Origin of the sequence: Staphylococcus warneri (assembly GCF_900636385.1) — a bacterium.
Taxonomy (GTDB): domain Bacteria; phylum Bacillota; class Bacilli; order Staphylococcales; family Staphylococcaceae; genus Staphylococcus; species Staphylococcus warneri.
Map to the genome: position 1 here is coordinate 2,251,284 of NZ_LR134269.1, position 14,065 is coordinate 2,265,348.

Here is a 14,065-nt window from a genome sequence, read left to right on the forward strand (position 1 = left end):
ATGGGGTTGAAAGTCTGCATTAATTCACTTGATGCACATAACATTGTTCAAGTTTTAAATTTATGCAACTTTAATCCACTTGATGATAAATATTATATATTTCACTAGTTCTGCTTTGGCGATCTTCTGCAACCATTTTAATCGCTGCTTTCGGTTTGATATTTTTTTCTTTGATATAATAGTCGACATGTTCTTCAATTGACATATCATCAAACCATGTTGTAGAAATTTCAGCTTCAGCGCCTTCAATTAATATGACAAATTCTCCCTTTAATGGAATCTCACTATTTTGCAACATAGTTAATAATGTATTTACATCTGCAGTTACAATTTGTTCGAATTTCTTTGTTAATTCTCGTCCCAATGATACTCTTCTTTGTGAATCTATTTTATCAATCACTTTTAGCGTATCGGTCACTCTATGAGGCGACTCATATATAATAAGTGTACTACTTTGGAACATTCGTTCTGACAACACATTTTGTTTTTCTTTATCTTTTCTAGGTAAAAATCCTAAAAATGTATACGTATATGAAGGTAATCCACTTGCCATTAAAGCGGTCAAACCTGCATTAGGTCCTGGTATTGTTTCAACTTTGATATCATGTTGACGTGCCTCTACTACTAATTCATATCCTGGATCACTAATCAATGGTAAACCTGCATCCGAAACCAATGCAATATCTATACCAGACAATAACTGTTCAATCATATAGTCTGTCTGTTGGTCTTTATTGTGCTCGTGATAGGATTTAAGTGGCGTCTTAATATCATAATGATTACATAATTTACGTGTAACACGTGTATCTTCACATGCGATTAGATCTACTTGTTGAAGTGTATCTATAGCACGATATGTAATATCAGCTAAATTGCCGATCGGTGTTCCTACTAAAAATAATGTAGTCATACTATCCCTCTTTAATTAATTTTAATTTCTTTTGCCGTGTAAAGGTCTTAATTTCATACTCTCGTTTCAATGCTTCTGACTTAGTAGAATACGTTTCTTGATAAACTAACTCTACCGGACGTCTTATTTTTGTATATTTAGCACCTTTTCCTTCATTATGTTTCGCCACACGTGCTTTTATATCTTTGGCATAACCTGTATAAAGACTTCCATCTTTACATTTTACGATATACACAAAATGTTTATCCATAATATATACCCTTCATTTCTTTTGAGTACGTGCCATCTTCTTGATAAATATAAAATGGCTTTGTAATATCTAAGCCTTGATTTCCTGACTTTCTGCCTTCTATTAAAATCGTTTGTGCATCTCTATCATGCTTACTATAAACAAACGTTAGTCGCTTCGGTTCAATATTAACACGTCTCATTTCAGTTAGTACATCCATCATTCTTTCAGCTCTATGCACCATATATAATCTTCCACCTTGCTTTAATAAGTGCCTAGCAGCCATTAAGCAATCTTCTAATTTACATAAGATTTCATGTCTAGCAATTTTATGTGCTTCTTTTTGATGTTGATGCAACTGATTATCTTTAAAATATGGCGGGTTACATGTAACAATCGTATATTGTGAGGGTTTGAAATAATGATATACATTTTTGACATCCATATGATGCATGAGTAATCGGTCATCTAATTGATTATACTTAAAACTTCTCTGTGCCATATCCACAAGTTGTTGTTGAATTTCGATACCTTCAATAGTTTGGCTCCCTTTATGGGAAAGTATCAATGGTATAACGCCGTTACCAGAACATATATCGATAATTTTGTCTTTCTTTCTAATTTCGGTAAAATCCCCTAATAACAAAGCGTCAGTTGAGAATGAAAATACATCATCATTTTGAATAATCTTCAAATCTTCTTTGATTAGTAAGTCTAACCTCTCATTATCTTTTAACATTTATCTTTCTCCTAAAAAAGGGACGCTGTTATAACGTAGTCTCTATCATCGTCTACTCATAACACATCCCTATCATCTTTCTTATATCAACATAGTTCAATCACTTAATACATTTAAACAAAGTAAACAATCTTCACCTTGTCTATGTTTGCCAAATAACTCACCTTTGCAAATATGAAATCCTTCTTTATATAACATTGCTAAGTTATCTTTACTAGGCAGTGGCTTCTTCACATGTTTCATATGGTGTGGGTTTACAGTTTCAGAATTTGAACTTTCGCTCTTATCCATTAATTGTTTTAAATTATCATTTTCTACTTGAAGCGCTACATTTTCTTCAACCAATGCTACAGCTAAATCTTTTAAATCTAACATATCTTGATTAAGCTGGTTCATGTTAGTTTCTAAGCGCATTAATTTTTCAAATAACTCATTACGATTCAAAGGTGGTTAAACCTCCTTAATTAAATGCTTCAATTTCTTCCATTTTATATTCTAATGGTTGTTCCATACCGTCTATTTTAACTTGCATAGATATATCTAAGATATTTAATCCAACTACTTGGCCATTACCATCAGGCGTTTCAATTGAGTCACCTACGTCTGGTAATTGAGCACGTGCTTCTTCATAATAATCGTTTTCATATTTTAAGCAACACATTAAGCGCCCACATGCGCCCGAAATTTTAGCAGGGTTGAGTGACAAGTTTTGGTCTTTAGCCATTTTAATAGACACAGGTTCGAAATCGCCTAAAAAAGTTGAACAGCATAAAGAGCGTCCACATGGCCCTATACCACCTAATAATTTAGCTTCGTCTCGCACACCGATCTGTCTTAATTCTATTCTTGTTTTCAAGTTTTGTGCTAATACTTTTACTAACTTTCTAAAGTCAATACGATCGTCAGCAGTAAAATTGAAAATGACTTTTGATTTGTCTAATGTATATTCACAATTAACTAATCTCATATCCAATTCCTGTTGTGCTACTACCTCTTTACATAGTGCAAGTGCCTTCTCAGCATCCATTGCATTATTATTGTAGGTATCAATATCTTGTTGTGTCGCTATTCTCATTACTTCTTTTAATGGAAGAGAAACATCACCATCATCTACAGCTCTCGTAGGCATTTTTACTAATCCTATTTCTATGCCTCGCTTAGATTCCACTACTACCCAATCGTCCATTTCAATTTGTAAATCTTTAGGTGCATAATATTCTAACTTTCCAGCTTTTTGAAACTGGACACCTATTACATCTGGCATCTATCTCACACCTTTAATCACTATTTGTTCGAATACAAGTGTTGGGTTTACATTTTGATTTAACTTTTTATGTGCCTCTGTCAATTGATCATACATCAATATAAGTTGGTTATATGTTAAATGCTTTGCATACTTTTCTATCTCAACACTCAAATCACTATATATATATTCACTATTTTCTTCTACTTTTGCGTGCATGATATCCTCAAAAAATCCATTCACGGCCGATAATGTTAACAACTGTAATTTACGATTTTTCGCCTGTTTTAACAAATCGATAATCCCAATTAATGCCATCGAACGATTTGTCAATAACAACTCACACCATCTTATAATTGTCTTTCTCAAACTAGTAAGGTCATATTCTTCATTTAATGATAATGCAGTCTCTACTTGCGTTGTATATGTACTTAGCATTTCCGCTACAGGACGTGTCAAAGACTCATCAACTAAATGATTGATGAACTGACCTTTATCAATAGGTTTAAAATAGACATGTTGACATCTTGAATGTATGGTGTCTAAAATCTGTTCTGGTTTAGTTGATAATAAAATTGCTATCGTATTTTGAGGTGGTTCCTCTAAGAATTTTAATATACTATTTTCACCTTGAACAGTTAATTTTTCAAAATCTTCTACAATATATACCTTATAATTACCTTCTATCGGTAGTTGATTCATATGATGAACGAGTTGTTCAACCTTTTCTTTTTTTATTGTACTTTCTTCACTAGAGACATACATAAAATCAGGATGATTCAACGTATTTACTTTAGCTTCACATTGTTCATCATTGTTACATAAGATGAGTTTAGCAAAATTAATAGCGACCTTTTGCATTGATTGTGCATCATCACCCTCAAAAAGATAAGCATGTGACAATTTATTAGACGCATAAGCATTAGCTAATTGTTGTTGTTCATCCATCTGGATATCTCTCCTATATCTACTTATATAAAAAGACTGCTAAAAGAGCAGTCTCAAATTGTTAAATACTGTATATTACAATTCATCAATAAACGAATGTCTCGTGCAATAAACATTAGTTATATTTAAAATTGATGGAAAGCTTCAATAGGCATTACGAATACCGTTGCGCCGCCAACTTCCACTTCAACTGGATATGGTATGTAAGAATCTGCACTACCACCCATTGGTGTAATAGGAGACACAAGTTGTTCTCTATTACCACAAGTATTGTTTATAACTGATAATAAATCGTCTACACGGTCATCATTAACACCACATAAGAACGTTGTATTACCGGCTTTTAAGAAACCACCTGTTGTTGCTAATTTTGTTGCTCTAAAATCATTTTTGACAAGTTGGTCTGAAAGTTCTTGGCTGTCTTGGTCTTGGACGATTGCTATAATCATCTTCATTTCTATAACACCTCTTTCGTCTATTATATCACATTTATTTTAAATATTTGATGATAGATTGATATGTAGCTAACACAACTTCTTCAATTGATTGATCTGCATCTATCTGAACAAAACGTTCTGGTTCATTATGTATCACTTGATGATATCCCTCAATGACTTTTTCATGAAAATCAATATCCTCTTGATCTAAGCGATTCTGATCTCTTTGATTACTGAGGATTCTCTCACGTCCTACTTCAGCAGAAACATCTAAATAAATCGTTAAATCTGGATATAGTCCATTAATTGCAAATTCGTTTAAAGCTTTCACTTCTTCAATTCCGATACCTCTCGCGTACCCTTGATATGCTAACGAACTATCAATATATCTATCACAAAGAACAATTTGGTTGTTTCTCAAAGCAGGTATTACTTTTTCTACTAAATGTTCTCGTCTCGATGCCGCAAATAGCATTGCTTCAGTCCTAATATCCATTTGATTGCCTTCTAGTACGACTTTTCTTATCTCTTCGCCTGTTGGAACACCACCAGGTTCACGGGTCGATATAACATCATAGTGCTGAGCTAACTTTTCAGCCACTGCTTTTAAAACCGTTGTTTTCCCTGAACCTTCTGGCCCTTCAAATGTTATAAATGCTGACATTTTTATTCATCCTTAATTAATATTTGATTATTCTTTATTCCTTCAACTTTCATATTTGAATGTTGATATTGATTTATTAATTTTATCATATTTAAAGTGATTTTTTCTCCTTTAAACAGAATCGGTACACCTGGTGGATAAGGTATAACGTGTTGAGCTAACAATTTTCCTTCTGAATGACTAATATCAATCCATTTAACTTTGTTATATATCATAGGTAAAAATGTACCACTTTCTGTCATAAGCTGTGGGTATATCAACACATCTTTCTTTTCTTTCGGTAAGACCATACTTTTAATTTTATCTATTAATATCTCAAAAGGATATTTATCATCTTTATGCCATAACGGTAATACAAATAAGATTTGATATTCGTCTGCTAACTCTACAAATATATGTTCCTTCTCAAACCATTTTTGAATTTCATACCCCGAATAACCTGGGTAAGAAATCAACATTTTTAATGGGTCATCAACCTCTTTAACAACAAAACTTTTACGTTTTAAAACATTCGAGAGTATATGTCTTTTCTCAAAAAATAAGTCACTATCATAATTTTGATAAAATGTTTGTGCTAACTCCAAACTTGCCATGACTAAATATGATGGGCTAGACGTTTGAAAATAAGATAAATATTGTTTGATGCTTTCTTTATAAGGGGCATCTTTATGTATAAATAACACTGACCCCATTGTAAGTGCAGGTAATGTTTTATGATAAGACTGAACTACATAATCAGCACCATAATTTAATGTAGAATCAGGAAATCCATCTAAACCGAAATGTGCACCATGTGCCTCATCAACGAGTACTGGAACATTATTAGAATGCAATAAGTCTATATCAGTTTGAATTGAGTAAGTTTCTCCATAATAATTGGGATAAGTCATAATCGCTAATTTATGTTGACTCAAATCTAATCCTTTAAAGTTAGGAGCTATATAATGATAGGATGTTGAACTTACCTTCATGTTTGTTAAAGTCGCTTTTTGATTCGCTAATTCCAATCCGTGAAAAACTGATTTATGTACATTTCTAGGTATGAAATAGTTTCCAGATTCATATGCCAAGGCTTGGATTACAGATAAAATACCAGAAGTAGTACCATTGACTAATAGATAAGCATCGTAATCTCTATGTTTATTAAAGTTTGACATACTTTCTAAAATGATATCTTCTGGATGATGTAAATCGTCCAATCCAGTGATTTCTGTCATATCCATTTTCAAATCCAATGATTCCAACTGACCTATAGTCATATTTTTATGACCAGGCACATGCATGGAAATACTTTGTTGTGATATTAATTCATGTAATTTTTTTGATATTGGTAAATTCAAATCATCACTCTCTTCACTATTATAATCGTCTTATCTAACCTAGACTATCTTATATGAGATAAATCATCATCTTGTTGATTAACCCAATTTCGTTTTAATAGTCCCATGACATAGCAGTCTCTATATTCTCCTCTTGTATAGAAGTGTTCTTTTAATTTTCCTTCAATTTCAAAGTTATTACTTTTATAAATATGTACTGCCTTCTCATTATTTACATCTACATATAAATATACTTTATGCATGTTAAGCACTAAAAACGCATAATCTACTGCCATCTTAAACGCTTTTTTCGCATAACCTCTATTCGCAAATTGCGGGTCAACTATAATCAACACTTCACAAGTTCTATGTATAAAATTAATTTCTAATAACTCAACAACACCAATGGATTGTTGATCCTCTTCAATAACAAATCGTCTTTCTGATTCATCTAAAATATGCTTTTGGTATAACGATTCTAATTCACTTAATGATTGATAAGGCTCTTCAAACCAATAAGACATAATTGAATATTCATTATTCAAATTATGTAAATATTGTAAATCTGTTTTTTCTAAAGCTCTAATGATCATTTTAAAGCACTCCTTTAAATACGATAGTATTGAATTTTGTTTTAAATGTAAATCATTTCAAGCTTTTCACATTAAATTTAATTATTAAGTTAAGTGTTAGACATAAAAAAAAGAGGCCATTAAGGCCTTGGGGTATTTACCACTATTCAAAAATTTAAAAATACCTCACTGTTTTGCTTTAGAACGTTAGTCTGCCACCTTCGGCGCTAAGGACCTTTTTCAACTTGAGAGAAATACGCTTATACTTCTTCATTTTCATCTCTCCCTTACTCACTTAGCTCGACTAAGCTCGTTGCACTCATTCTTCAATTCATCGTCTAAACGCATTTACTCTGCGTTGACTTTCTTATTTTAAACATAAAAAAAAGAGACCTTGCGGTCTCAATGCGGCTCATCGCATCCTATTATTTGCCTGGCATGGGCTATTGATCTTAATAGCTCATGCTATTAAGTAAGTAAAACATGTGATTTTCAATCACTGTTTTGCTTTAGAACGTTAGTCTGCTACCTTCGGCGCTAAGGAGCTTAACTTCTGTGTTCGGCATGGGAACAGGTGTGACCTCCTTGCCATTGTCACCAGACAAATGGAATGTATTATACATTCAAAACTAGATAGTAAGTAAAATGATTTTGCGTCGCAAAACATAAATTTTGATTAAGTCTTCGATCGATTAGTATTCGTCAGCTCCACGTGTCACCACGCTTCCACCTCGAACCTATTAACCTCATCATCTTTGAGGGATCTTATAACCGAAGTTGGGAAATCTCATCTTGAGGGGGGCTTCATGCTTAGATGCTTTCAGCACTTATCCCGTCCATACATAGCTACCCAGCTATGCCGTTGGCACGACAACTGGTACACCAGAGGTATGTCCATCCCGGTCCTCTCGTACTAAGGACAGCTCCTCTCAAATTTCCTACGCCCACGACGGATAGGGACCGAACTGTCTCACGACGTTCTGAACCCAGCTCGCGTACCGCTTTAATGGGCGAACAGCCCAACCCTTGGGACCGACTACAGCCCCAGGATGCGATGAGCCGACATCGAGGTGCCAAACCTCCCCGTCGATGTGAACTCTTGGGGGAGATAAGCCTGTTATCCCCGGGGTAGCTTTTATCCGTTGAGCGATGGCCCTTCCATGCGGAACCACCGGATCACTAAGTCCGTCTTTCGACCCTGCTCGACTTGTAAGTCTCGCAGTCAAGCTCCCTTATGCCTTTACACTCTATGAATGATTTCCAACCATTCTGAGGGAACCTTTGAGCGCCTCCGTTACCTTTTAGGAGGCGACCGCCCCAGTCAAACTGCCCACCTGACACTGTCTCCCACCACGATAAGTGGTGCGGGTTAGAAAGCCAACACAGCTAGGGTAGTATCCCACCAATGCCTCCACGTAAGCTAGCGCTCACGTTTCAAAGGCTCCTACCTATCCTGTACAAGCTGTGCCGAATTTCAATATCAGGCTACAGTAAAGCTCCACGGGGTCTTTCCGTCCTGTCGCGGGTAACCTGCATCTTCACAGGTACTATGATTTCACCGAGTCTCTCGTTGAGACAGTGCCCAAATCGTTACGCCTTTCGTGCGGGTCGGAACTTACCCGACAAGGAATTTCGCTACCTTAGGACCGTTATAGTTACGGCCGCCGTTTACTGGGGCTTCGATTCGTAGCTTCGCAGAAGCTAACTACTCCTCTTAACCTTCCAGCACCGGGCAGGCGTCAGCCCCTATACATCACCTTACGGTTTAGCAGAGACCTGTGTTTTTGATAAACAGTCGCTTGGGCCTATTCACTGCGGCTCTTCTGGGCGTTAACCCTAAAGAGCACCCCTTCTCCCGAAGTTACGGGGTCATTTTGCCGAGTTCCTTAACGAGAGTTCGCTCGCTCACCTTAGAATTCTCATCTTGACTACCTGTGTCGGTTTGCGGTACGGGCACCTGTTATCTATCTAGAGGCTTTTCTTGGCAGTGTGAAATCAACGACTCGAGGAAACAATTTCCTCTCCCCATCACAGCTTGACCTTATGAGTGCCGGATTTGCCTAACACTCAGTCTTACTGCTTGGACGTGCAATCCAATAGCACGCTTCGCCTATCCTACTGCGTCCCCCCATCGATTAAAACGATACTAGGTGGTACAGGAATATCAACCTGTTATCCATCGCCTACGCCTGTCGGCCTCAGCTTAGGACCCGACTAACCCAGAGCGGACGAGCCTTCCTCTGGAAACCTTAGTCAATCGGTGGACGGGATTCTCACCCGTCTTTCGCTACTCACACCGGCATTCTCACTTCTAAGCGCTCCACATGTCCTTGCGATCATGCTTCGACGCCCTTAGAACGCTCTCCTACCATTGTCCTACGGACAATCCACAGCTTCGGTAATATGTTTAGCCCCGGTACATTTTCGGCGCAGTGTCACTCGACTAGTGAGCTATTACGCACTCTTTAAATGATGGCTGCTTCTAAGCCAACATCCTAGTTGTCTGGGCAACGCCACATCCTTTTCCACTTAACATATATTTTGGGACCTTAGCTGGTGGTCTGGGCTGTTTCCCTTTCGAACACGGACCTTATCACCCATGTTCTGACTCCCAAGTTAAATTGATTGGCATTCGGAGTTTGTCTGAATTCGGTAACCCGAGAAGGGCCCCTCGTCCAAACAGTGCTCTACCTCCAATAATCATCACTTGAGGCTAGCCCTAAAGCTATTTCGGAGAGAACCAGCTATCTCCAAGTTCGATTGGAATTTCTCCGCTACCCTCAGTTCATCCGCTCACTTTTCAACGTAAGTCGGTTCGGTCCTCCATTCAGTGTTACCTGAACTTCAACCTGACCAAGGGTAGATCACCTGGTTTCGGGTCTACGACCAAATACTAAACGCCCTATTCAGACTCGCTTTCGCTACGGCTCCACATTAGCTGCTTAACCTTGCATCAAATCGTAACTCGCCGGTTCATTCTACAAAAGGCACGCCATCACCCATTAACGGGCTCTGACTACTTGTAAGCACACGGTTTCAAGTTCTCTTTCACTCCCCTTCCGGGGTACTTTTCACCTTTCCCTCACGGTACTGGTTCACTATCGGTCACTAGAGAGTATTTAGCCTTAGGAGATGGTCCTCCCAGATTCCGACGGAATTTCACGTGCTCCGTCGTACTCAGGATCCACTCAAGAGAGTATATATTTTCGACTACAGGATTATTACCTTCTTTGATTCAACTTTCCAGATGATTCGTCTAATATATACTTTTGTAACTCCGTATAGAGTGTCCTACAACCCCAACAAGCAAGCTTGTTGGTTTGGGCTCTTCCCGTTTCGCTCGCCGCTACTCAGGGAATCGATTTTTCTTTCTCTTCCTCCGGGTACTAAGATGTTTCAGTTCTCCGGGTCTGCCTTCTGATATGCTATGTATTCACATATCGATAACATGACATAACTCATGCTGGGTTTCCCCATTCGGAAATCTCTGGATCAACGCTTACTTACAGCTCTCCAAAGCATATCGTCGTTAGTAACGTCCTTCATCGGCTTCTAGTGCCAAGGCATCCACCGTGCGCCCTTAATAACTTAATCTATGTTTCCATCCTACAGGAAACGCGTTATTAATCTTGTGAGTGTTCTTTCGAACACTAGCGATTATTTCTTATGAATTCAAGCTTTAAAACTCTAATTCACTCGGTTTTGCTTGGTAAAATCTATTTTACTTACTTATCTAGTTTTCAATGTACAAGTTCTATTTCCAGTCAAGCGTTTGCATACTGTTTTGTTATCATTACTTTAAATACTCATTTACTCTAGTAAACTCCAATTAAAGTAACTCAACGCATTGTCTACGAATCGCTTTCTTTGAAAAAGAAGATATGTGAATGTTATATAAACATTCAAAACTGAATACAATATGTCAATGTTATTCCTCATCTTCTACGAAGATGTTCCGAATATATCCTTAGAAAGGAGGTGATCCAGCCGCACCTTCCGATACGGCTACCTTGTTACGACTTCACCCCAATCATTTGTCCCACCTTCGACGGTTAGCTCCATAAATGGTTACTCCACCGGCTTCGGGTGTTACAAACTCTCGTGGTGTGACGGGCGGTGTGTACAAGACCCGGGAACGTATTCACCGTAGCATGCTGATCTACGATTACTAGCGATTCCAGCTTCATGTAGTCGAGTTGCAGACTACAATCCGAACTGAGAACAACTTTATGGGATTTGCTTGACCTCGCGGTTTAGCTGCCCTTTGTATTGTCCATTGTAGCACGTGTGTAGCCCAAATCATAAGGGGCATGATGATTTGACGTCATCCCCACCTTCCTCCGGTTTGTCACCGGCAGTCAACTTAGAGTGCCCAACTTAATGATGGCAACTAAGCTTAAGGGTTGCGCTCGTTGCGGGACTTAACCCAACATCTCACGACACGAGCTGACGACAACCATGCACCACCTGTCACTTTGTCCCCCGAAGGGGAAGACTCTATCTCTAGAGCGGTCAAAGGATGTCAAGATTTGGTAAGGTTCTTCGCGTTGCTTCGAATTAAACCACATGCTCCACCGCTTGTGCGGGTCCCCGTCAATTCCTTTGAGTTTCAACCTTGCGGTCGTACTCCCCAGGCGGAGTGCTTAATGCGTTAGCTGCAGCACTAAGGGGCGGAAACCCCCTAACACTTAGCACTCATCGTTTACGGCGTGGACTACCAGGGTATCTAATCCTGTTTGATCCCCACGCTTTCGCACATCAGCGTCAGTTACAGACCAGAAAGTCGCCTTCGCCACTGGTGTTCCTCCATATCTCTGCGCATTTCACCGCTACACATGGAATTCCACTTTCCTCTTCTGCACTCAAGTTTTCCAGTTTCCAATGACCCTCCACGGTTGAGCCGTGGGCTTTCACATCAGACTTAAAAAACCGCCTACGCGCGCTTTACGCCCAATAATTCCGGATAACGCTTGCCACCTACGTATTACCGCGGCTGCTGGCACGTAGTTAGCCGTGGCTTTCTGATCAGGTACCGTCAAGATGTGCACAGTTACTTACACATTTGTTCTTCCCTGATAACAGAGTTTTACGATCCGAAGACCTTCATCACTCACGCGGCGTTGCTCCGTCAGGCTTTCGCCCATTGCGGAAGATTCCCTACTGCTGCCTCCCGTAGGAGTCTGGACCGTGTCTCAGTTCCAGTGTGGCCGATCACCCTCTCAGGTCGGCTACGTATCGTTGCCTTGGTAAGCCGTTACCTTACCAACTAGCTAATACGGCGCGGATCCATCTATAAGTGACAGCAAAGCCGCCTTTCACTATTGAACCATGCGGTTCAATATGTTATCCGGTATTAGCTCCGGTTTCCCGAAGTTATCCCAGTCTTATAGGTAGGTTATCCACGTGTTACTCACCCGTCCGCCGCTAACGTCAAAGGAGCAAGCTCCTTATCTGTTCGCTCGACTTGCATGTATTAGGCACGCCGCCAGCGTTCATCCTGAGCCAGGATCAAACTCTCCATAAAAAATTATGATGTTTGATTAGCTCATAAAACTAAATTAATTGTTGTAACTTTCGTTACATTATTGGAATTAACGTTGACATATTGTCATTCAGTTTTCAATGTTCATTTCTTTTACCGACAAGAATTAATTATACGCCTTATCAACTCGAAAGTCAATAACTTTTTATAAATAATTTTTGAAGTGATTTGTGTTGTTTTCGCTTTGTTTCGCTCAACAAATATATACTATACAGACATTCAAAACTTTTAACAACAGTAAAATTTACACTTTCTTAACTGCCTAAACCTCTTGTTATCACTAATTTCGTATGATGTAATAAAGACTGTTATAAAAGTTCGGTTTTGAAATAAAAAAATCTTTGATTCTCATCGTAATATACTTCTTCAACCCGCCTATAACCAAACTTTAACTTTTTAATAGTTTATTAAAGAAAATTAAAAAACACTGACACATTATGTATCAGTGCTAATTGCTACATTTCGGTTCTACCTGCAATCGCTTTGGATAACGTTACTTCATCTGCATATTCTAAATCTCCACCAACAGATAATCCTTGTGCTAAACGAGTGACTTTAATGCCTATTGGTTTGACGAGACGAGAAATATACATTGCTGTTGATTCACCTTCAAGATTTGGGTTCATTGCGAGTATTAACTCTTTAACTTCATCATTTTTCAAGCGTTCAACTAATGCTGGTATATTAATGTCCTCAGGGCCTATACCATCCATAGGTGATATTGAGCCATGTAGAACATGGTATAAACCTTTAAACTCTCTCATTTTTTCCATTGCAATAACATCTTTATCATCTTCAACGACGCAAATGACCGAGCGATCTCTTTGTTTATCTTCGCAAATATAACAAGGGTCTTTTTCAGTTATATGTCCGCACACACTACAATAGGTAAGTTCACGCTTTACATCTACGAGTGCTTTCGCAAATTGAACGACGTCATCTTCTTTCATATCTAATGTGTGAAATGCCAGACGTTGAGCGGTCTTAGGACCAATGCCTGGCAATTTCATAAAACTATCTATAAGTTTGGATATAGGTTCTGGATAATGCATGTTATCACATTCCAGGGATATTTAAGCCTTGAGTATGTTTACCTAAGCGTTCTTGTGTTAACTTGTCAGCTTTGTTCATCGCTTCATTAGTAGCTGCTAATACTAAGTCTTGTAACATTTCAACGTCATCTGGATCTACTGCATCTTCTTTGATTTGTACATCTACGACTTCTTTATGTCCAGTAACAGTTACAGTAACCATACTGCCACCAGCTGTACCTTCTACACGTTCTTCTTTTAATTTTTCCTGTTCTTGTTCCATTTTCTTTTGCATTTTTTGCATTTGTTTCATCATTTGTTGCATATTTCCGCCACCGCGCATAATCTATTTCCTCCTTGTAATTCCTAGAATTCTTTAAATACTAACTTTGTTTATATTATACATACGAATATTAGCCTTGTCATGTGTA

At 38.2% G+C, this 14,065-nt stretch carries 12 protein-coding genes and 3 rRNA genes; all 15 read right to left on the minus strand.

The window, feature by feature from the left end; translation table 11 throughout:
- Window positions 1-70 precede the first annotated feature (70 nt).
- The gene (gene rsmI / locus EL082_RS11030) at window positions 71-910 is read right to left on the minus strand and encodes a 16S rRNA (cytidine(1402)-2'-O)-methyltransferase (RefSeq protein WP_002465700.1); all 840 of its coding nucleotides are present in this window, start codon (window positions 908-910) and stop codon (window positions 71-73) included.
- Between the two features lies 1 nt (window position 911).
- Window positions 912-1,160 (minus strand): GIY-YIG nuclease family protein, encoded by a 249-nt coding sequence (locus tag EL082_RS11035; protein WP_002465713.1) that lies wholly within the window; start codon window positions 1,158-1,160, stop codon window positions 912-914.
- Entirely contained in the window at window positions 1,153-1,878 is a 726-nt protein-coding gene (locus tag EL082_RS11040; protein ID WP_049416094.1) for a tRNA1(Val) (adenine(37)-N6)-methyltransferase, read from the minus strand. Before EL082_RS11040 ends, EL082_RS11035 begins: the two co-directional genes overlap by 8 nt.
- A gap of 96 nt (window positions 1,879-1,974) precedes the next feature.
- Window positions 1,975-2,322: a DNA replication initiation control protein YabA gene (gene yabA, locus EL082_RS11045; protein ID WP_002465715.1), complete on the minus strand. Its 348-nt coding sequence runs from the start codon at window positions 2,320-2,322 to the stop codon at window positions 1,975-1,977.
- A gap of 16 nt (window positions 2,323-2,338) precedes the next feature.
- Window positions 2,339-3,142: a PSP1 domain-containing protein gene (locus tag EL082_RS11050; protein ID WP_002465695.1), complete on the minus strand. Its 804-nt coding sequence runs from the start codon at window positions 3,140-3,142 to the stop codon at window positions 2,339-2,341.
- Window positions 3,143-4,069: a DNA polymerase III subunit gene (locus EL082_RS11055; RefSeq protein ID WP_049416097.1), complete on the minus strand. Its 927-nt coding sequence runs from the start codon at window positions 4,067-4,069 to the stop codon at window positions 3,143-3,145.
- A gap of 125 nt (window positions 4,070-4,194) precedes the next feature.
- On the minus strand, window positions 4,195-4,524 hold the full coding sequence (locus EL082_RS11060) for a cyclic-di-AMP receptor (protein WP_002451717.1): 330 nt from the start codon (window positions 4,522-4,524) through the stop codon (window positions 4,195-4,197).
- Between the two features lie 34 nt (window positions 4,525-4,558).
- Window positions 4,559-5,170 carry a dTMP kinase gene (gene tmk, locus EL082_RS11065; RefSeq protein ID WP_002465698.1) on the minus strand — a complete coding sequence of 204 codons (612 nt, stop codon included), beginning with the start codon at window positions 5,168-5,170 and terminating at the stop codon, window positions 4,559-4,561.
- Between the two features lie 2 nt (window positions 5,171-5,172).
- Window positions 5,173-6,510: an Orn/Lys/Arg family decarboxylase gene (locus tag EL082_RS11070; RefSeq protein ID WP_049416100.1), complete on the minus strand. Its 1,338-nt coding sequence runs from the start codon at window positions 6,508-6,510 to the stop codon at window positions 5,173-5,175.
- 44 nt (window positions 6,511-6,554) lie between these two features.
- Window positions 6,555-7,082 carry a GNAT family N-acetyltransferase gene (locus tag EL082_RS11075; RefSeq protein WP_002465699.1) on the minus strand — a complete coding sequence of 176 codons (528 nt, stop codon included), beginning with the start codon at window positions 7,080-7,082 and terminating at the stop codon, window positions 6,555-6,557.
- 459 nt (window positions 7,083-7,541) lie between these two features.
- A 5S ribosomal RNA gene (rrf, locus tag EL082_RS11080) occupies window positions 7,542-7,663 on the minus strand.
- Between the two features lie 70 nt (window positions 7,664-7,733).
- Window positions 7,734-10,655, minus strand: a 23S ribosomal RNA gene (locus tag EL082_RS11085).
- 377 nt (window positions 10,656-11,032) lie between these two features.
- A 16S ribosomal RNA gene (locus EL082_RS11090) occupies window positions 11,033-12,585 on the minus strand.
- Together the 16S, 23S and 5S rRNA genes form the textbook arrangement of a ribosomal RNA operon.
- 473 nt (window positions 12,586-13,058) lie before the next feature.
- Window positions 13,059-13,655, minus strand: a complete 597-nt coding sequence (recR, locus tag EL082_RS11095) for a recombination mediator RecR (RefSeq protein ID WP_002466890.1) — start codon at window positions 13,653-13,655, stop codon at window positions 13,059-13,061.
- A gap of 4 nt (window positions 13,656-13,659) precedes the next feature.
- Window positions 13,660-13,977: a YbaB/EbfC family nucleoid-associated protein gene (locus EL082_RS11100; protein WP_103286319.1), complete on the minus strand. Its 318-nt coding sequence runs from the start codon at window positions 13,975-13,977 to the stop codon at window positions 13,660-13,662.
- Window positions 13,978-14,065: the final 88 nt, after the last annotated feature.